Source organism: Bradyrhizobium sp. SZCCHNR3119 (assembly GCF_032487775.1).
GTDB lineage: Bacteria > Pseudomonadota > Alphaproteobacteria > Rhizobiales > Xanthobacteraceae > Bradyrhizobium.
In genome coordinates, this window is the sequence record NZ_JAUEUV010000001.1 from 365,259 (window position 1) to 382,436 (window position 17,178).

At 66.3% G+C, this 17,178-nt stretch carries 17 protein-coding genes and 1 riboswitch; of the genes, 5 read left to right on the top strand and 12 right to left on the bottom strand.

Translation table 11 applies throughout. The annotated features are described in order from the left end of the window. Window position 1: 1 nt before the first annotated feature. Window positions 2–775 (top strand): cobalt-precorrin-6A reductase, encoded by a 774-nt coding sequence (locus QX034_RS01795; protein ID WP_315745353.1) that lies wholly within the window; start codon window positions 2–4, stop codon window positions 773–775. Here QX034_RS01795 and cobJ read toward each other — a convergent pair. From cobJ to QX034_RS01835, 8 genes are read right to left on the bottom strand one after another with little or no spacing between them, the layout of a single operon-like run. After that, window positions 739–1,506 carry a precorrin-3B C(17)-methyltransferase gene (gene cobJ / locus QX034_RS01800; protein WP_316194952.1) on the bottom strand — a complete coding sequence of 256 codons (768 nt, stop codon included), beginning with the start codon at window positions 1,504–1,506 and terminating at the stop codon, window positions 739–741. The genes QX034_RS01795 and cobJ overlap by 37 nt on opposite strands. Further along, window positions 1,503–2,261 carry a precorrin-2 C(20)-methyltransferase gene (locus tag QX034_RS01805; protein WP_315745351.1) on the bottom strand — a complete coding sequence of 253 codons (759 nt, stop codon included), beginning with the start codon at window positions 2,259–2,261 and terminating at the stop codon, window positions 1,503–1,505. Before QX034_RS01805 ends, cobJ begins: the two co-directional genes overlap by 4 nt. Then, window positions 2,258–2,890, bottom strand: coding sequence for a precorrin-8X methylmutase (locus tag QX034_RS01810; RefSeq protein WP_315745350.1), 633 nt, complete (start codon window positions 2,888–2,890; stop codon window positions 2,258–2,260). The genes QX034_RS01805 and QX034_RS01810 overlap by 4 nt, the downstream gene beginning before the upstream one ends. Further along, window positions 2,883–4,166, bottom strand: a complete 1,284-nt coding sequence (gene cobG, locus QX034_RS01815; RefSeq protein WP_315705536.1) for a precorrin-3B synthase — start codon at window positions 4,164–4,166, stop codon at window positions 2,883–2,885. Before cobG ends, QX034_RS01810 begins: the two co-directional genes overlap by 8 nt. Then, complete coding sequence (cobN, locus tag QX034_RS01820) at window positions 4,163–7,585, bottom strand: cobaltochelatase subunit CobN (protein ID WP_315705535.1); 3,423 nt, start codon at window positions 7,583–7,585, stop codon at window positions 4,163–4,165. The genes cobG and cobN overlap by 4 nt, the downstream gene beginning before the upstream one ends. A gap of 9 nt (window positions 7,586–7,594) precedes the next feature. Continuing rightward, window positions 7,595–8,629, bottom strand: a complete 1,035-nt coding sequence (cobW, locus tag QX034_RS01825; protein ID WP_315705534.1) for a cobalamin biosynthesis protein CobW — start codon at window positions 8,627–8,629, stop codon at window positions 7,595–7,597. Continuing rightward, the gene (locus QX034_RS01830) at window positions 8,626–9,039 is read right to left on the bottom strand and encodes a DUF1636 domain-containing protein (RefSeq protein WP_315705533.1); all 414 of its coding nucleotides are present in this window, start codon (window positions 9,037–9,039) and stop codon (window positions 8,626–8,628) included. The genes cobW and QX034_RS01830 overlap by 4 nt, the downstream gene beginning before the upstream one ends. After that, the gene (locus tag QX034_RS01835; protein WP_315705532.1) at window positions 9,036–9,677 is read right to left on the bottom strand and encodes a HupE/UreJ family protein; all 642 of its coding nucleotides are present in this window, start codon (window positions 9,675–9,677) and stop codon (window positions 9,036–9,038) included. The genes QX034_RS01830 and QX034_RS01835 overlap by 4 nt, the downstream gene beginning before the upstream one ends. A 117-nt stretch (window positions 9,678–9,794) precedes the next feature. Then, window positions 9,795–9,988: riboswitch (cobalamin riboswitch) on the bottom strand. 38 nt (window positions 9,989–10,026) lie between these two features. On the opposite strand from QX034_RS01835, the gene cobU reads away from it, so the two are divergent. The 3 genes from cobU to QX034_RS01850 are packed head-to-tail and all read left to right on the top strand — an operon-like array spanning window position 10,027 to window position 12,687. Beyond that, window positions 10,027–10,563, top strand: coding sequence for a bifunctional adenosylcobinamide kinase/adenosylcobinamide-phosphate guanylyltransferase (gene cobU / locus QX034_RS01840; protein ID WP_315705531.1), 537 nt, complete (start codon window positions 10,027–10,029; stop codon window positions 10,561–10,563). 23 nt (window positions 10,564–10,586) lie between these two features. Beyond that, the gene (gene cobO / locus QX034_RS01845; protein ID WP_315705530.1) at window positions 10,587–11,195 is read left to right on the top strand and encodes a cob(I)yrinic acid a,c-diamide adenosyltransferase; all 609 of its coding nucleotides are present in this window, start codon (window positions 10,587–10,589) and stop codon (window positions 11,193–11,195) included. Window positions 11,196–11,199: 4 nt separating this feature from the next. Beyond that, window positions 11,200–12,687: a cobyric acid synthase gene (locus tag QX034_RS01850; RefSeq protein ID WP_315705529.1), complete on the top strand. Its 1,488-nt coding sequence runs from the start codon at window positions 11,200–11,202 to the stop codon at window positions 12,685–12,687. On the opposite strand, the gene cbiB is transcribed toward QX034_RS01850, so the two are convergent. After that, window positions 12,677–13,648: an adenosylcobinamide-phosphate synthase CbiB gene (gene cbiB / locus QX034_RS01855; RefSeq protein WP_315705528.1), complete on the bottom strand. Its 972-nt coding sequence runs from the start codon at window positions 13,646–13,648 to the stop codon at window positions 12,677–12,679. The genes QX034_RS01850 and cbiB overlap by 11 nt on opposite strands. Before the next feature lie 23 nt (window positions 13,649–13,671). Here cbiB and cobD point away from each other — a divergent pair, with 23 nt between their 5' ends. Then, window positions 13,672–14,700 (top strand): threonine-phosphate decarboxylase CobD, encoded by a 1,029-nt coding sequence (gene cobD, locus QX034_RS01860; protein WP_315705527.1) that lies wholly within the window; start codon window positions 13,672–13,674, stop codon window positions 14,698–14,700. Here cobD and QX034_RS01865 read toward each other — a convergent pair. Genes QX034_RS01865 through cobT form a run of 3 tightly spaced genes read right to left on the bottom strand, consistent with a single transcriptional unit; the run spans window position 14,687 to window position 17,060 of the window. Then, window positions 14,687–15,412, bottom strand: a complete 726-nt coding sequence (locus QX034_RS01865) for an adenosylcobinamide-GDP ribazoletransferase (protein WP_315705526.1) — start codon at window positions 15,410–15,412, stop codon at window positions 14,687–14,689. The two genes, cobD and QX034_RS01865, sit on opposite strands and share 14 nt — an antisense overlap. Continuing rightward, complete coding sequence (locus QX034_RS01870; protein ID WP_315705525.1) at window positions 15,409–16,005, bottom strand: histidine phosphatase family protein; 597 nt, start codon at window positions 16,003–16,005, stop codon at window positions 15,409–15,411. The genes QX034_RS01865 and QX034_RS01870 overlap by 4 nt, the downstream gene beginning before the upstream one ends. Beyond that, entirely contained in the window at window positions 16,005–17,060 is a 1,056-nt protein-coding gene (gene cobT / locus QX034_RS01875; RefSeq protein ID WP_315705524.1) for a nicotinate-nucleotide--dimethylbenzimidazole phosphoribosyltransferase, read from the bottom strand. Before cobT ends, QX034_RS01870 begins: the two co-directional genes overlap by 1 nt. Window positions 17,061–17,178: the final 118 nt, after the last annotated feature.

The window sequence follows — 17,178 nt, forward strand, 5'->3', positions numbered from 1 at the left end:
CATGCGCGTTCTCATTCTCGGCGGCACCACGGAAGCCTCGGAGCTGGCGCAACTGCTGGCCGGCGACAACCGATTCCAGCCGACGCTCTCGCTCGCGGGGCGTACGACCTCGCCGAAACCGCAGCCGATTCCGACGCGCATCGGCGGCTTCGGCGGGATCGCCGGACTTGAGGCGTGGCTGCGGGACAACGACATCGCCGCCGTGGTCGATGCCACCCATCCTTACGCCGCGCAGATTTCGGCTCACGCGGTTGCGGCGTGCCAGACGCTGTCCCTCCCGCTCGCCTCTATCGTTCGGCCGCCCTGGATGCGTGCGGACGACGATCGCTGGATTGACGTCGACACGGCGCAGGCCGCAGCGGCCGCGCTCGGCGCCGAGCCCGCCCGCGTCTTTCTCAGTCTCGGCCGTCTCGAACTCGCCGCCTTTAGCGCAGCGCCCCAGCACCACTACATTGCGCGCACGATCGATGCCGCCGGCGACGTGCCGCTGCCGCCCGACATCAGCTTTGTCTACGACCGCGGTCCGTTCGATGAAGCCAAGGAAGAAACCTTTCTGCGGCGCGAACGCATTCAGGCCATCGTATCGAAGAATTCCGGCGGCCCCGCCACCTATCCGAAAATCGCGGCCGCATGCCGACTGCAGATCCCGGTGGCGATGATCGCGCGCCCCGACAAGCCCCGCGGCGTTCCGCTCGACGGTGCGCGCGACGCCCTGCGTTGGCTGGAAGGACTGTCCGCTCACGATGTCGGCTCCATCTCCCGACGCGGCGTGTAGACCCACGGCGCCTTGCCGTCACGCATGATGAGGCGTGTCGCCGACGATCCGATCAGCACCAGCGTTCGCATGTCGGCGTGCGCCGGATCGATCTCGCCGAGCGTCGTCACGATACAGCCGACCTCGCCGGTGCCGGCCGCGCGCACCATCATGGCGACCGTGGAAGCCGGCTTGGTCCGGCGCAGAATATCGAACGCTTCCCCGAGCTGATGCGGCCGCGCCCTCGATAGGGGATTATAGAGCGCGATCACGAAATCGCCGCTGGCTGCGGCCTGCAGTCGCCGCGTGATCGTGCTCCAGCTCTTCAGATTGTCTGAGAGCGAGATCGCACAGAAATCCCCTCCTAACGGAGCACCGACTTCGGCAGCCGCCGCGAGCATGGCAGTCACGCCCGGTTCCACCCTGATGTCGAGCTGGCGCCACTCCGCCGGCCCCATCTCGACTGCCTCGAACACTGCAGCTGCCATCGCGAACACGCCGGGATCGCCGCCCGAAACCACCGCGACGTGCTTGCCATCAGCAGCCAATTCGAGCGCGTGTCGGCCACGATCAAGCTCGACACGATTGTCGCTCGCGTGTCTACGCTGGCCCTCCGGCCGCGCCGCAATGCGATCGAGATATGGGCCATAGCCGACCAGATCAGTCGCGCGCGCGATCGCCTCGGCCGCGGACGGAGTCATGAGCTCCGGCCGCCCCGGGCCGAGGCCGACCACTGTGAGCGTTCCGGTCATAGCTGACGTCCCTGGCCTGGGATCAGAACCATCGAGAAATACGGTCCTCGCTCATCGTCGCAGGCCGACAACGGAACGATGCGTTGGTTGTCCATCGTCCCGCGCTCGACATAGAGCGCGCGCGACAGCAGCCCGGCGCTTGCGACCGCACGTTTGACCTTCGGCAGGTTACGCCCGACCTTCATGATGACAGCCGCTTCGCAATGTTGCAGCCTGTCGCACAGGATTTCTTCCGCCAACGTGCCGGGCAACACGGACAGGATATCGTCTCCCCAGGTGATCGGCACATTGGCGCGGGTCCAGCAACCGGACATGCCGGTCACGCCGGGCACGACTTCGACCGGGAAGTCGCGCTCCAGCCGCCGCCACATATGCATGAAGGAGCCATAGAAGAACGGATCGCCTTCGGAGAGCAGACCAACCGAGCGGCCTGCCCGTAGATGCGCGGCAATGCTCTCGGCGGCGCGCCGATAGAAGGCTGCGATTTCCGTCTGATACGTCGCGTCCGCAACCGGCGCTTCCTCGGTGATGGGATATTCAAGTCGCAACTCGTGCCGCGATGTGTCCATCAACGGCGCCACGGTGCGGCGCGCATTGCCTTCGAGACCACGCTTGGCGAAGAAGGCCACCACATCCACCGCGCGGATCAGTCCTGCCGCGCGCAAGGTCAGATAGCGCACGTCGCCCGGACCGACGCCGATGCCGTAGAGCGTTCCGGCCTGCGCCGTGCCGGCGATGGTGTCGAGCAGGCTCATTCGATGTCGCTCGCAATCGCATTCACGGCGGCGACCGCCATGGCGCTGCCGCCCTTGCGTCCCCTGACGATCAGATACGGGACGCGGCCGTCGGCCGCGAGTGCTTCCTTGGATTCCTTGGCGCCGACGAACCCGACCGCGGTGCCGATGACAGCCGCGGGTCGCGGCGCCCCTTGGTCCAACATATCCAGGAGGTGAAACAGCGAGGTCGGCGCATTGCCGATCGCAACCAGCGCGCCGGCAAGATGTGGGCGCCACAATTCGAGCGCGGCCGCCGAGCGCGTGGTGCCGTGGCGCGCAGCCAACGCTGCGACTTGGGGATCATCGAGCGTGCAGATGATCTCGTTCCTTGCCGGCAGTCGCGCGCGCGTGATCCCCTGCGCCACCATCTTGGCATCGCACAGAACCGGCGCGCCGCGGTTCAACGCGGCCCGCGCTTCTGCCGCAAAGCTCTCCGACATCTCGATGTCGGATGTGATCTCGACCATGCCGCAGGCATGAATGATGCGTACGGCGATCTTCTCTTCCAGCCCCCGGAAGCGCGACAGATCGGCCTCGGCGCGGATGGTGGCAAAGGAGCGTCGATAGATCTCGGCACCGTCGCGAATATAGTCGCGCACATCAGACATGAGTACTGCGCTCCTGGGCCAGCAAGGTCGGGACAACGGTTGAGATCCCAGACGGATCGAGTTCGATGAAGGCGCGATCTCTTACCGTTCCCTGCCGTACCACCCGATAATGGGCCCCGTCCCCGACAAACACCAGATCCGCCGGGGCCGAGCGCGCGCAGCCCTTGGGGCAGCCGGAGACGTGCAGCGTGCCGGCAAAGCCGCTGCGCTCCGCGATATCAGCCAATGCCCTTGCATGGTCACGCGTGGCCAGCGTCGTCGAGCTGCAGCAACCGACGCCCGAACAGGCATCGATACGCGTCAGCGGATCGGAATCATCGACGATGAATCCGAGGCTGCGGGCAAACGCGAGGATCTGCTCAGCGTCCGGGCGGCTCGACGTAGCAACATAGAATGTACGCCACGGCGACAGCCGAACTTCGGTGAGACCAAGTCGGGTTAGCTCGCTCAGCAATGCCGACACGGTCTCGCTATCGAGGCGACCGAAAGCCGCTCCAAGTCCGGCGGCATAGCTCCCACTCGCAAGCGCGATCAGGCCGCGGCGGTGCGAAGCTTCACGCCTTGCTGGCGTGATCGGAAGACCCGACGCTTGCAAGCCGAGCTCGGCGCGGATGGCAACAACCGCATCATCCGGCAGCGCGCGCGCGCGGCTGGTCGGACTATGTTTGAGGATCGCGAGCGCAAGCTGAGCGGCCGCCAAGGCTGCTTGCTCCGCATCCACCGTACCCAGCCATTCAAGCCCGGCCGCAGCTTGAAGTCCGATTGCGACCGAGGCACCGGCGCCGTCGCGATACGCGACGAGACAAACATCAGCCTCAAGGTCCGTCAGCGGAAGTCGCCCTCCCCCGTCGAGCAAGAAGCTGAACTTGCCCGGCAGTTGCCGCAGCGAAGCGACGGCCATCAATTGACGTTCGAGCGCGTGCGCGACCGGACGCATGTCGGCGATCTCAGTCGGGTCGATCCCTGCGAGCGGATTGATGACGATATTCCTGATGGCCTCCAGCTCTGCATCGTCATCAAGCAGATCGAGCGAGGACAGGACCTCCCACAAGGGTGCAAGCGTCTCCGGCTTCACGCCGCGAAGCTGCAGATTGGCGCGCCGCGTCAGATCGATCTGTCCGTTGCCGAACCGGGCGGCGGCCTCGGCCAACGCTTCGAGCGCGCGGACTGGCAGTCTGCCGCCATGCGGCCTGACGCGGACGATCAAACCATCCCCGCTCTGCATCGGGCGTCGTGCGCCAGGACACCATCCCTTGATGTCGAAGGAAGCCGTCATGCCTTCGCCTCCGCAACTCTCACACGCGCTGCGATTGCAGCGAGCTCATCCGCGACGGCGTTGCGGCGCGGCACCCACATCCGGCGCCGCAGTGCATCGTCGAGCCGGGAGATGATGGAAGCCACCGCTGCAGGATTGCGCGCCAGCATCGCGTCGCACACCGATGGATCGAGCAACAGGGCCGAATGTGTCGCATCGAACAGATGGCTGGGTACCGTGTCCGACGTAGCGGCAAAAGCATACAGCGCATCCACGCCTTGGGCGATCTCCGCGATGCCGCGATAGCCATGCGCGAGCATGCCGGAAATCCAGCGTGGATTGGTGAGCCGGCCGCGCACCACCCGTGCGATCTCTTCCGAGAACGCCCGCGCCTTCGGCGCATCGGGACGGCTGGTATCGAGATGCAGAAGCGCTGGCGAGACACCCAGCGCGGACGCTGCCGCAGCGAAGCCGCCGGCGAAATCGGCCACCTCTTCGCCGTCGAGCAGGTCGCGCTCGCGGTCGTCCTGCGGATGCACCAGCGCATCGGCGCTGCGGACGCGCTCGCGGAAGCCAGTCTGGGCCTGTGCGATCTCGGGGGCAGTACCAAAACTGTGACTCGTCGCCGCCAGATAGGCTTCACCCAATTGTTGGCGGCTCTCCCAATCGGAGCCAAGCGCCAGGCTCGCAGCCACCGCGCCATAAGTCCCGGGGGCGCCGCCGAACACGCGCGTCAAGCTCTCGCCGCGACGCTTTGCGGCAGCGAGCGGATTGTCGGCATCGTCCTCCTCACGGGCGGCGACGGTCTGCACCGCGAGGTCGAACAGCGCGATCTGCGCTTCGAAGATATCGCGGAACAGGCCCGAGATGCGCAAGGTCACATCGATGCGTGGACGGTCGAGCGAGGCCAGCGGCAGCACATCGACGCCGATGACACGGTTGGAATTAAAATCCCAGCGCGGCCGCACGCCGAGATAAGCGAGCGCCTGCGCGAGATCGTCGCCGCCGGTGCGCAGCGAGGCGGAGGCCCAGAGATCGAGCACCAGGGTCCGCGGATACTCGCCGTGATCCTGCAGATAGCGGCGGATCACCTCATCGGCGGCGCGGGCACCGACCACGGCAGCGGTGCGGGTCGGGATCGCGCGCGGATCGATTGCGGTGAGATTGCGCCCAGTCGGCAGCACATCGAGCCTGCCGCGGCTCGGCGCTCCGGCCGGTCCAGCCCCGATGCGTCGGCCGTCTAATGCGGCGAGCAGCGCCGCACGTTCGGCCGCGGCGCTGGCGCGGATGCAGGCATCGATCCCGGCACGATCCTTCGCCTCGTTACGGGTACCGCCAGCAGCGGCGATAGCATCGCCGAGCAGTCCGATCGCAACATCATCCGGCGCACGACCGAACACGTGCAGCCGCTCACGAACCGAAAGCTCCTTGATGTCGCAGAGCTGCGCATCGAGCTTGGCGACGGCCTCCCGTCCGCCTGCGCCTTGTTTCAGGCCGCAATCCGCAGCGAGGCCGCTTGCCCAGGCGCGCGCGACGATCTCGTCCTCCAGAAGCTTCAGGCGACGCTTATCGAGCCCATCGGCCTCCGCATATTCCTCGACCAGCCCCTCGAGCTCGAGCAGCGGACCGTGCAAGCCTGCTTGCGACAGTGGCGGCGTCAGATGGCCGAGCGTCACCGCGCCAAGCCGGCGCTTGGCTTGCATGGCCTCGCCCGGATTGTTGACGATGAACGGATAGATCACCGGCAGCGGACCGAGCACGGCCTCCGGCCAGCAATTCTGCGACAAGGCGAGCGCCTTGCCCGGCAGCCATTCCAAGGTGCCGTGGGCGCCGAGATGCACCAGCGCGTCGATCTGCTCCACTTCGCGCAAATGCGCATAGAGCGCGACATAGGCATGACGCGGCGGCACCGTGGTGTCGTGATAACCCGCCTTGCGATCGACATGAGCGCCGCGATCCGGCTGTAGCAGGATCAGCAGATGTCCTGCACGCAGGGCCGGAAAGCGGAATGCGCCGTCAACAAAGGTCGGATCTGCCTCCGCTGCGCCCCAACTCGCCGCAAGCTCGCGCTGCAAATCGTCTGGCAAGGCCGCGAGATGGCTCTGATACGCAGCAAGAGGCACTGCGAGCTCCGACGCTTGACCTCTCAGCAGCGCCTCGATGTCAGCGGCAGTTGGGCTGGACGCACCGAGATCATAGCCCTGCTCGGCGAGCAGCTGCGCGATTTCGGTCGCGCTTTGCGCGGTGTCGAGGCCGACCGCATAGCCGCGACGACCGCCTCGCGCCGGATAATCCGACAGCATCAGCGTGAGGCGGCGGTTCGCCGCTGGCGTCGTCCGCAGGCGGCACCAGCGCGCTGCGAGCCGCGCGACGAAGGCGATGCGATCAGGCTGCGGTACATAACGGACCGCGCCGAATTCGAGCTGGTCATCGAACGGCGCCTCGCCCTTGAACGCGATGGTGCGCGCCAGCAGACGCCCATCCAGCTCCGGCAGCACCACGTTCATGGCGAGATCGGTCGGCGACAGACCGCGCGCGGACGAGGTCCAGGCATCCTCACTGCTTTGGGCCTGCACGATCTGCAGCACCGGCGCGACGGCGAGGTCAAGCACGGTGGTGCCGTCCTCACGCAGGGCCGAGAAGGCCGTGGCGTTAAGGACGACGCTTGGCCGTCGCGCCTTGATCAGCCGTTCCAATCCATCCGCAACGTCAGGATCTTTCAGGCTTGTCACCGCGACGGCGGCGGACGCAAGCCCTTCCCGCTCGAGCGCCGTCTGCAGAACTTCGATCGCCGCTGTATCGGCCGCGAGCAGGCTGGCGCGGTAGAACACGATCAGCGCGCATGGCTTCGTGTCACCCGCAACGCACAACTCCTCGACGGGAACGGCGCCACGCCCGGCCGCGAATCCAACGATAGAGCCAAGCGCAACCGGCTCCGCAAATGTGGCTTCACGCCCCAGCAGCGAATTCAGATAGCGCAGCGCCTCGCGCGCATTGGCGGTGCCGCCCTCGTGCAGGTAGCCATAGAGTCTCGAGGTGACGTCGAGCGGCAGCGTCGAGAGCGCATCGAGCCGCTCGTCGGCGCGGTCGTCGCCCGGCAGCACCGCCAGCAGAATGCCTCGGCTCCGGCACACATCAGCCAGGCGCTCCAGCCCGTAGCGCCAATAATCGAGCCCGCCGAGACAGCGCACGACGACGGCGCGCGCCGAAACGGCGACACGATCGATATAGAGGTCGACCGACATCGGATGCTTCAGCCGCTTCAGGCTGGCGAGACGCAAGCTCGGCAGTTCTGACGGCGATCCTCGCCACGCTTCGGCCAGTGCCGACAGGTCGCTGTCGGAGAACGACAGAACCACGACCTCGGCCGGCGACTGCGCGAGATCGACGGCCTGTTCGAGGTCGTCGAGCGCGGCACCTGATGTCGCCAGGAGATGCATCGGCCCTCGCTAGCCGGCAACCAGGTTCTTGATCGCGGCCACGTCGAGGCCGCGCTCGCCGATGAACACGAGCCGTCCACGCCGCTCCTCGCCGGCGCGCCAGGGCCGCTCGAATTGATGCTGGATGCGGTTGCCGACCGCCTGGATCAGGAGCCGCAGCGGCTTGCCTGCGACTTCCACGAAACCCTTCACCCGCAGCACATCGTGCGCACCGACAGCATCCGCGATGCGGGCCAGGAGCACGTCGGGCGAGGCCTGCGCCGGCACGTCGAGCACAAAGCTTTCGAAATCGTCGTGATCGTGCTCAGCCTCATTGTCGTGATGCGATGGCCGCGCGCCGAGGTCGCCTTCGGCCGCCGCACCCAGCCCGAGCAGCACGGAGGCCGACAGCTTGCCGTGCTCGGACGCGATCACCTTGACGGCACGCTGCACCTTAGCTGCGATCTCGGCAGCGACCGCCTGCCGCTCCGCATCCGTCATGAGATCGCTCTTGTTCACCACGATCAGATCGGCGCAGAGCAGCTGATCCTCGAACACCTCTTCGAGCGGATTGTCGTGATCGAGCGAGCCGTCCGCCGCGCGCTGCGCCGCCAGCGCCTCCGGATCATCGGCGAAGCGGCCGGCGATCACGGCCGGCCCGTCAACGACTGCAACGACTCCGTCAACGGTGACACGGGTTGCGATCTCCGGCCAATTGAACGCCTGCACCAGCGGCTTCGGCAGCGCGAGGCCGGAAGTCTCGATCACGATGTGCTCGGGCGGTTCGTTCTGATTGAGCAGGCTCTTCAGCGCGGGCACAAAGTCGTCGGCGACGGTGCAGCACAGGCAGCCGTTCGACAATTCGACGATGCGATCCTCCGGGCAATCCGGCACGCCGCAGCCTTTCAGGATATCGCCGTCGATCCCGACATCGCCGAACTCATTGACGATGATGGCGAGCCTGCGACCGTTCGCGGTCTCGATCAGGTTGCGCACCAGCGTGGTCTTGCCGGCGCCGAGGAAACCGGTGACGATCGTGCATGGCGTCTTTGCGAAGGATTTCATGGCAGCGAAGCCTCTTTGGATGAGCGCGACGGCAGCGGCGGCACGCGGGCGATCGTGTTTTTTCTCACGTATTCGGGACGCTCCCGCCACGGCGGCAGGCCGGCCTCGTGGACCTGATGCAGCCTGGCAAAAGCGAGCACATCATCGGCATGGACATCCGGATCGAGCGCTCCGACGATATAGGTCCACTTGCCAGGCGCAGTGACCGCAACCGTGCAGGCGCGACTGCAATTCGAGAGGCACTCGACCGGCACCACGGTGACATCGCGATGCTCGGCTGCGACCGCATGGATGGCCTCGAGTAGCCGCGCACCGGCACGCGGCTGCTCGCTGGACGCAGGCTCGGCGCTCTGCATCCGGCAGGTGACGCAGACGAACAACGTCGTCGCGCCCGGGTCTGTGCTGCTCATCCGGCCAGACCAGCCGCCATGGCGGCTGCCGCACCGCCCACCAGCGCAATCGCGGCGCCCGCGATCCGCAGCGCGAAAAGCGAGAAGGAAACGCCGCGCGCAGCAATCATCCGGGTGGCCAGGAACGCACCGGCGGCAATGACGCTCTGGATCACCAGCAGCCCGGCGAGATAGGCGCCCAGCGGCGCGCTTTCAGCACCAACGATCGATTCGCCCAGCGCGTAGCCATGCACTATCCCGGTCAACGCAAACAGGATCGCGACCGGCAGCACACCGAAGCCGGCGCGCAGCAGGATCAGCAGGCCGATTGCGGCCGTCGACAACCCGACGAGAAGCTCTGCGGCGGGAATATCAGCGCGGCCGACATGCAGCATCACGCCGGCGATCATAGCCGTGGTGAAGGCCAACACCGGCGCAAAGCCACGGCCGATCAGCGCAGCGACGATGCCCGCTCCCACAATCGCGGCGAAATGATCGAGCCCGATGACGGGGTGAGCAAGCCCGGAGAGCAGGCCTTGCGCCAAGGTCTGCGGCAGCTTGCCGCCCATCATATGGTGGGCCGATGCAGGATCGGCGAACAGTGCCACGACTGCGACTGCAAACGCGATGCGGGTTGGAAATCTGGTGGGAAATCTCATGGCCGTCTCCGTCGATGCCCGAACCTGTCAGGGTTCGTGCGATACGCTGCGCCCGACGGCATCCCAGACAGTTCCGGGATCAGAACCCTGCATCGCGACTCCCCGCGCGACGGGTCGGCCAACAGCAATGTCGACGGCAGGTCTCCTGGCTCTCGGGTCGCCGCGCGAGACCACCTTCCCGGTTTCCCAGTGGTTCAAAGGCCTCGCACTCACCGATTACAGTTGCGGGGGCAGCCGCGGCCTTGGGAGGAGATCCCGCACCGCGTTCCCTAAATCTCTCCTTTCGGAGAACCGTCATCTGTTAGATACGGGATCGAGCCAAAGCCCGTCAATCGGAAATCCTGCCGTCATGCCACCCGCCCCGCCTAGCCCTGCCCTGCCGCGCCTGACCCTGGTGCTCGGCGGCGCGCGCTCCGGCAAGAGCCGGTACGCGGAGGCGCTGATCACCGCCCTCCCTTCCCCCTGGATCTATCTCGCAACCGCGCAGGCGTTCGACAACGAGATGGCGTCGCGCATCGCCGAACACAAAGCGCGCCGCGCCGATGGATGGCGGACGATCGAGACACCTCTCGATCTTGCAGCTGCCGTGGCGGCGAACGGCGATTCTGCAACACCTGTTCTGGTCGATTGTCTCACGCTCTGGCTCAGCAATATCATGCTGAGCGGCCGCGACGTTGCCGTTGCTTGTCGTGAGCTCGCCGATGCATTAGCTGCCGCCAGGGGCCCAATCGTTGCCGTCTCCAACGAGGTCGGGCTCGGCATCGTGCCGGATAACGCGCTGGCCCGCGCGTTTCGCGATGCGCAGGGCCGCCTCAACCAGGATATTGCAACATCCGCGGATCGCGTGATCCTGATGGCGGCGGGCCTGCCGCTGACGTTGAAATAGCAGCGCATCGAGAGGAAACGAGAATGAGTGACCACAACGAGGATGCGCGCCACAAGGCCAAGATGGAGAACCGCAAAGCGATCCAGGACGCCGAGGTCGCATCGAAGACCGTTGAAAAAGGCCTGCTGATCGTCCACACCGGCAAGGGCAAGGGTAAGTCGACGGCTGCCTGGGGCTTGATGCTGCGCGCCCTCGGCCGCGGCTTCCGCATCGGCGTGGTGCAATTCGGCAAGGGCGCATGGCAAACCGGCGAGCGCAAGGCGATCGAAAAGTTCGGCGACCAGGTCACATGGCACACGCTCGGCGAAGGCTTTACCTGGGAGACTCAGGATCGTGCCCGCGACGTCGCCGCGGCCGAGCGCGCCTGGGCCAAGGCCAAGGAGCTCATGGCCGATCCCTCGATCCGGCTCCTGATTCTCGACGAGCTCAACATCGCGCTGCGCTATGATCACCTGCCGATCACTGATGTCGTCGAAACCTTGCGTGCGCGTCGCCCCGATCTGCATGTCGTCGTCACCGGCCGTAATGCCAAGCCCGAATTGATCGAAGCCGCCGATCTCGTCACAGAGATGAATCTGGTCAAGCATCACTTCACCGCCGGCGTGAAGGCGCAGGAAGGCATCGAGTTTTAACCGCATGGTCGCGCGCGCCATCATGTTCCAGGGCACCGGCTCCGACGTCGGCAAGTCGCTCATCGTTGCCGGGCTCGCGCGGGCGCTGACTTTGCGCGGCCTCAAAGTGGCGCCATTCAAGCCGCAGAACATGTCGAACAATGCGGCCGTGACCGCAGATGGCGGCGAGATCGGCCGCGCTCAGGCGCTGCAGGCGCGCGCGGCGAAGCGGCCGACCTCGGTACACATGAACCCGGTGCTGCTGAAGCCGCAGAGCGAGGTCGGATCGCAAGTCGTCGTGCAAGGCCGCGTGATCGGCAACGCCAAGGCATCGGCCTATCAGGCGATGAAACCACAACTGATGGGCGCGGTGCTCGACAGTCTTTCGCGCCTCGCCGACGACGCAGACGTTGTGCTGGTGGAAGGCGCTGGCTCGGCTTCCGAGATCAATCTTCGCGCCGGCGACATCGCCAATATGGGCTTTGCCCGTGCGACGGACCTGCCGGTGGTCCTGATCGGAGATATCGATCGCGGCGGCGTCATCGCGAGCCTGGTCGGGACCAAGGCCGTGCTGGCGGCGGAGGATGCTGCGCTCATCGCAGGCTTTCTCGTCAACAAGTTCCGCGGCGATCCGGCCCTGTTCGCGGCTGGAATGGCCGAGATCGCGGCGCGGACGAACTGGCAGGCGTTAGGGCTCGTGCCGTATTTCGCCGGCGCGCATCGCTTGCCGGCAGAGGATGCGCTGGGGCTTCCTTCGCGCGGGGCCTCACCTCCAAGCGGCCCGCCTAAGGTCGTCGTACTGGCCTACCCGCGGATTTCCAATTTCGATGAGTTCGATCCGCTACAGCTGGAAGACAGAATCGAATTGCAGTTTCTGCGTCCCGGGACCCCGATCCCCGGTGATGCCGCCGTCGTCATTCTGCCGGGCTCGAAAGCGACCATCGCCGATCTGACCGCGCTGCGGCAAACCGGCTGGGATATCGATCTTGCAGCTCACGTCCGGCGCCGCGGCCGTGTGCTCGGCATCTGCGGCGGCTATCAGATGCTCGGCCGGATCATCAGCGATCCTGATGGCCGCGAAGGTCAGGCCGGCGCGGTCCCCGGCCTCGGCCTGCTCGATGTGACGACCATTCTCACCTCGGACAAGGCGCTGCGTGAGGTCGGCGGTACGCTGCTGAGCGGCGGCGCATCCTTCCGCGGCTATGAAATGCACATCGGGCAGACCACCGGCCCCGATACGACGCAGCCATTTCTCAAGTTCGAGGACGGCCGCAGCGATGGCGCGGCCGTCGCAACCGGCCGCATCGCGGGATGCTATGTGCACGGGCTGTTCAGCGCCGACGGCTTGCGCAGCCAATGGCTGGCTGGCCTCGGCGCGGATTCAACGGTCTCGGACTACGAGGCCGAGGTCGAGACCACGCTGGATGAGCTGGCTGCGCATCTCGAACGACACGTTGATATCGATCGCATTCTGGAGCTGGCACGCACACCGACGCTGCCGGTCATTGGCTGACAGCGATCACCAGCCCGGCAATCACCAGACCTTGAATCATGCAGGCGGCCCGGTAGAGCGACAGCGCGCGCCTGATATCGCGCGCCTCCGCTTCCGCGCGCCCCGCGCCAATCCAGGCATCCTCGACGATTTGGCCGTGATAAACACGCGGGCCCGCCAGTCGCAGGCCAAGCGCACCGGCCATCGCCGCCTCTGGCCAACCGGCATTGGGCGAGCGATGCTTGTGGGCGCCGTGCCAGACTGCACGTATCGCCTCGCGCGGCGCGGCACCAGGGATCACGCAGGCAGCAAGCACCAGCCACACCGCCGAAAGCCGCGATGCCGGCAGATTGACGAGGTCGTCGAGGCGTGCCGCCGCCCAGCCGAAGGCGCGGTGACGCTCTGACAGATGCCCGATCATGCTGTCGGCAGTATTGAGCGCCTTGTAGACCAGCATGCCCGGCAGGCCGGCGACCGCCAGCCAGAACAGCGGCGCGACCACGCCGTCGGAGAAATTTTCAGCCAAGCTCTCGATCGCAGCGCGCGCAACGCCCGCCTGGTCGAGGCTTTCAGGATCGCGGCCGACGATCATCGACACGGCACGGCGGCCGCCGGCGATCCCTTCCTTGTCGAGCGCCGAGGCTACGGCGGACACGTGCTGATCTAGACTGCGCTGCGCCAGCAGACTGCTCGCAACGAGACCTAAGACCAGCGCCGCGAATGGTTCCGGCAATGCCCAATGCGCAGCTGCCGCGAGCGCCAGCCCCACAGACGCGACAGCCATTCCCAGCAGAAGGACCAGCACCACACCCCGGACGCGGCGGGCACGGAAGGAGGCCGATGCGCGGTTCCAGTGAGCATCAGCCCATGCTATCAGCGCGCCGATCCACATCACGGGGTGTCCGATACGGCGGACCAGCGCTTGCGGGTAGCCAAAGAGCGCCTCGATGATGAGCGCGGCAAGCGCGACGGCGAGAAACATCGATCCCCGATCGAAGGACTGGTATGGACCATAAAGCGAGTAGCACGCGGGGCATCCGGCCGGAAGCGGTCGCTCACGGCGGAAATATCGACGAGATCAGCCGCCGCTATCCCGACGCGCCGCAGCCCTGGGTCGACCTGTCGACCGGCATCAATCCGATCGCCTATCCGCTGCCGAGGCTTGCGGCCGAGGCCTGGACGCGGTTGCCGACCAACGCCGACGAACGCACCCTGCTCGCAGCCGCCGCGGCCCGCTGCGGACTTCAAGCCCCTGCTTCCTTGATCGCCGCCCCAGGCACCCAGGCGCTGCTGCAGATCATCCCCCGCCTCCGTTCCCCGGGAACGGTCGCTGTGCTCGGCCTTACTTATGAGGAACATGCGCTGTGCTGGCATCGTTGCGGCCATCGAGTCCGCACGGTCAATGAGGTCGAGGCGCTGGCCGAGGCCGACGTTGCCGTCGTGGTGAATCCCAATAATCCCACCGGTCGTCTACTGCCGCGCGAGACGCTCGTTTCGCTCGGCTCCGAGCTGGCGCGGCGTGACGGCCTCCTGATCGTGGACGAAGCCTTTGCGGATTTTCTACCTGGTGATGCGAGCCTGACGTCTCGGCTGCCGCCAGCAACCATCGTGCTGCGCTCCTTCGGCAAGGCCTATGGTTTCGCGGGCCTGCGGCTCGGCTTCGCCATTGCGGCACCTGAACTCTGCCAACGCTTAAGGGGTGACCTCGGCCCCTGGGCGGTCTCTGGACCTGCGCTCGCGATCGGAGCCGCAGCGTTGCGGGATGATGTGTGGCTGCAGCAGGCGCGGCAACGATTGGCTGCGGATTGCGCACGTCTCGACGCGCTGCTGATGGCCGCCGGCTGCAACATTGTTGGCGGCACCCCGCTGTTCCGTCTTGCCGAGAGCGTGGCCGCCCGACATCTGGCCGATCGCCTCGCGCAGCGAGGCATTCACGTCAGGCGGTTCGCCCATAATGAGACTTGGCTGCGTTTCGGCCTGCCGGGTCGCGAGGAGGAATGGCAACGGCTCGCCGATGCGCTCACTGCAGGCTGAACACGCAGGCGAACAGCAGCAATGTCTCCGTCACCTCGACACTGGCGCCAAGGCCATCGCCGGTAATGCTGCCGAGCCGCGATTGCCAATAAAGCGCAACGGCGGGAATGACGATCAACGCCACGAGCGTCGGGCGCGCGCCGATGAGGGCCAGTAGGAGAAGCGCCAGCGCCCAGCCGCCAATCAGGAGCCAACCGACACTGTTTGCAACGCTGGCCCCGAGCCCCGGCTTCAATGATACGAGCAGCCTGCTCCAAACCAACGTGCCCCAGCGCGCCCAGGCCGGAATGAGCACCAGCGCCCCGATCGCAAGCGACGCCGGCAGATGCGCGATGAGCACGAGCTTCGCCGCGATCTGCAAGGCGATCGCGACCACGGCAAAATTGCCGGCATGAGGATCACCCAGCACCTCGATGAAGCGATCGGGCTTGCCGTGCGAGGCGCCGAATGCGTCGGCCACGTCGCCGAGCCCATCGAGATGCAGCGCGCCGGTGATCCAGATCCAGGCCACGACCACAGCGAGCGCAACGACCCAAGGATTGCTGCCGTGGAGAATGCGCGCGATCAAGGCAAGACATATCCCGACGACGAGTCCGACGGCGGGGAAGAACATCGCGGCGCGCTTGAGATCGCCGGGTCGCATGTCGGCGACACGCGGGGTCGGGAGGCGCGTAAGAAACTGCAGCGCGATCCAGAATTCACGACGACTCATGGCTGGATGATCTCGATGATTTCGCCCCAGAGCGCATCGTCCTCGCCGCGCCCGATCTCGAGCGTGATACGAGTCGCGGGATTGATGCGCAAACTCCACAGCGACCGCAGCGGCCAGTTCAAGATCAACGACAGCGCAGCACGGATGGCCCCGCCGTGCGTCACGATCAGCACGGGAGAGAGCTCAGGTTCTGTCGTCAGCCTGTCGAGGGCTCGACCGACGCGATCGCGCAAAGACACCCAGCTTTCCCCGCCGGGCGCGGTAAAAGCCGTGGGATCGGCGTAGAACGCCTGCAGCAATGCGGCATGATCAGGCCGCGCCGCGATCTCGTCCCGTGATCGCCCGTCCCAACGACCGAAATCGAGTTCGCTCCAGTCGGGGTCGATATGGACCACCGTGCCCGATCGTCGGGCCAAATCGTCGGCAGCAGCCCGCGCCCGCGCCCGCGGCGAGCACACGATGTGCCTCCATGCTCCGTCTTGGGTCTGCTTGGCAAATTGCCGCCACCCCATCTCGCTCAGCGGCGGATCGCTGCGGCCGTCGAGATAGCGCTCGCGCCCGGTGTCGCCGTGCCGCAGCAGATCGATCCGCATCAGCTGTCGCGGCCCGACACCGCGGCTTCGGCAAAAGTCGCCATCTCGTTATGAAGCGCGCATGCCAGCCGCAGCAGGGGCAACGCAGTCGCCGCCCCCGAGGCTTCGCCGAGCCGCAGATCGAGATCGATCAGCGGCCGCGCACCGAGTGCGTCCAGCACGACGCGGTGGCCCAGTTCGGCCGAACGATGCGAGAAGAGGAGCCATGGCCGACACGACGGATTGAGCTTCACGGCAGCAAGGGCGGCGACCGAGACGATGAAGCCGTCGATCAGAACCGGTACACCCATTCGTGCAGCAGCAATGATCGCGCCGGTCATTGCGACGATCTCGAGCCCACCGACCGCGGCGAGCACGGTCTCCACGGGGGTGCCAACTTCCAGTCCATGCAATGCGAGCGCGTCGGCAATCACGCGCGCCTTTCGCGCGCGCCCTTCCCCATCCAGCCCGGTGCCGCTCCCGACGATTTCAGCCGCGGGCCATCCCAGGAGCGCAGCCGCAATCGCCGAGGCGGAGGTCGTATTGCCGATCCCCATCTCACCGAGAATCACCAGCTGCGGCTTGGGCTCCGCCTGGCGCGCGATTGCGCGCTGCCCGCAGGCGAGCGCAAAAGCCACCTCCTCGGATGTCAGAGCCGTCTCGACGCCGAAATCGCGGGTCCCGCGCCGTGGCTTATCGACGATCACACCCGGTATCGGCTGATCGCCCAACGTGCCGGCGTCGACGACTTCGAGCGGACAACCGAGCGTGCGCGCCAGCACCGAGATTGCCGCCCCGCCACCGGCGAAGTTGTGCAACATCTGGACGGTGACCTCGGGCGGATAGGCCGATACACCGCGGGCCGCGATGCCATGATCGCCAGCGAACAGGATGATCGGCGCCCGCTCCGCCCCCGGCCTGTCGGTGGCCTGGAGCGCCGCCAACTCCACTGCGATCTCCTCCAGTCGTCCGAGCGCGCCGAGCGGCTTGGTCAATTGCGCCTGCCGCGCCAGCGCCGACTGGCGGTGACGCTCCGAGGTGGCCGGGCATTCAAGGCTGATCCATTCAGGTAACACACTGAGATCCTTGGCACAGATTCGAACTGGCTCGATTGCCATCGAGCCGGCGGCGTGACAAGCAGCGTCCTACCGTTGATTTGAACGCGCTGGCCCTGACGACACTCTACACTGTCAT